The 1,944-nt window shown below is 47.3% G+C and carries 4 protein-coding genes; 1 reads left to right on the forward strand and 3 read right to left on the reverse strand.

All coding sequences use genetic code 11. The annotated features are described in order from the left end of the window. Together QX565_RS00100 and QX565_RS00105 are read right to left on the reverse strand one after the other, a co-directional pair. On the reverse strand, positions 1-881 hold an 881-nt coding region (locus QX565_RS00100), incomplete at its 3' end, for a hypothetical protein (RefSeq protein WP_289290500.1). Between the two features lie 26 nt (positions 882-907). Next, positions 908-1,114 (reverse strand): hypothetical protein, encoded by a 207-nt coding sequence (locus tag QX565_RS00105; protein WP_289290501.1) that lies wholly within the window; start codon positions 1,112-1,114, stop codon positions 908-910. A 136-nt stretch (positions 1,115-1,250) separates the two neighbouring features. Between QX565_RS00105 and QX565_RS00110 the strand changes: the two genes are divergently transcribed. Beyond that, a complete protein-coding gene (locus QX565_RS00110; RefSeq protein WP_289290503.1) occupies positions 1,251-1,484 on the forward strand; it encodes a helix-turn-helix domain-containing protein in 234 nt (77 codons plus the stop codon). Between the two features lie 74 nt (positions 1,485-1,558). Here the strand turns inward: QX565_RS00110 and QX565_RS00115 are convergent. Further along, positions 1,559-1,944, reverse strand: a 386-nt coding sequence (locus QX565_RS00115) for a hypothetical protein (protein ID WP_289290504.1), incomplete at its 5' end; no start/stop codon positions are given.

Genomic DNA, 1,944 nt, shown 5'->3' on the forward strand with positions numbered 1-1,944 from the left:
AAATAGTCGTCATAATCATCCAAGTCGGAAAAAGATTTTCCGTTTTGAAAATCTTCCGCATGAAATTCGAGATAATCAGTAAGCCGTTTGGTATAATTAGAATAATCGTTGATGAGGGTGAGTATATTTGCACGATTTACGGAGAGCAGGGACTTCCCACTTAAGGAATTTTCCGATGAAATGTTGGTGATGGAGGCACTCGGTTTCGAGACGGTTGGCTGCATGACAGACACGCCGTCCTTTGTAATGATTTTACCGCCGTAAACAACGTAGGTGGAACCGTCTCCGCAATTGTATGTACCATCTGCTGTAATCAAAACACCGTTGTCATCGAATAAATTCCATCCTTCTTCCATAGCTGCACCTGTTACAGGATTTTTGCCAGCCGGAAGATACTGAGCACGCCAAACATAAATGTAGATGTCTTTTGTTGCACCTTGTACATTCTCCTTAGGTATGCGTGTCTGGTACATCAATTTGCCGTTGTTTGCACCGATCCAGCCGACAAAGGTGATGCCGTCGCCGTCATAGTATGTAACGCCTACCCCATTGCGATTGCGTGTATAATTACGCACAGCATAGCACGATTTGGGGTCTGCGGTGTTTTTGTTTGGATTGACGTGATAGAGATTGCCATTGATCTGTATATCGCTTTCGGCATCACCTGTTAGAAGCAGACCTGTAGATTCGTCAAAAATATAACGAGCATTTTCCGCTTCGACCCAGCGCACGCCTTTCATCGGCACGCCGTTTTCATAATATTTCCATCCGCCATTTTCGGATTGCCATCCGTCTCCGTCCGCAAAAGCTACGTTGGGAATGAGGATCAAAGCCAACAACAGGCATACTGCTCCCAGTGCGTGGAACTTCCATTTTTTCATGATACGCTCTCCTTTTTAATTTGATGTCACTTATTGTTCTTCTGCTCAAGATTCAGCGCTTCCTCTCTGCTGGTAAAGCACACACCACAAAACACCCCCTTGTGTGTATCACTTTCATAAAAATTTTCAGCGTCTGCATATGTTTCAAACCATTTTTTGTTCCCATCCCCCATTTTTCTGGCGCGTGCACAGGGAGATAGTCCGTTATGAATTTTACCAGTTTTGATATTCATCAAAAACCTATTCATGGAAGCGCCTCCCGAAAAAGTATAATGCAATTATAAAACAAATTGTTTTATATGTCAATATAACAAAATGTTTTGCCTATACTTTTTGTGTTGCCAATTTCTACAAGAGGGGGAACACATAATGTATAGACGGATTCGCGATATGAGGGAAGATGCAGATTTGCTGCAAAAAGACATCGCAAATTACTTGCAGTGTACGCAGGTCAGTTACTCTCATTACGAGTTAGGGAAACGTGAGATACCCACCGATGTCTTAATTAAATTAGCGACTTTCTACAGAACCAGCACAGATTATTTGTTGGGTTTGACAGATATTTCAGAACCCTATCCCAAAGCAAAAGACTATATCGAGTGAATAATGGCATAGAAAAACTCCCTGTCAATGATGCGACAGAGAGTTTTGACTTATATTAAGTTCATGGCAGACGGTCACACGGTCAGGTCCGCCACGATCATCGTCCCCAGCTCGCCGATGAGGAAAACGGTGATGCGGGTGCCGGCGGGGATGGCGGGGTCGATGAGGACGGCGCCCGAGGCGGAGATGTCCGCGTAGTAGAAACGCTTGTGCGCCGTGGAGGCGTAGGCGTGGCCGTCGCGCACGGTGTAGCATACGGTGCCCGTGCAGATGCCGTTCCGCTCGCAGAAATCGACGGGCACGCTGTGGCGGTCGCCGCGCACATACAGCGCGTATTCGCCCGGGATGCCCGTGCGCCGCAATTCGCCCATGATCCGTTCGGGCGGCGCGATGGCGCGGGTGTTGTCCTTGCCGTGGATGATGTACGTCACGCCGTTCCACGCGCGGGCGAACTGGTCGA

The organism is Bacteroides sp. 41_26 (assembly GCF_949740115.1).
GTDB lineage: Bacteria > Bacteroidota > Bacteroidia > Bacteroidales > Bacteroidaceae > Bacteroides > Bacteroides nordii.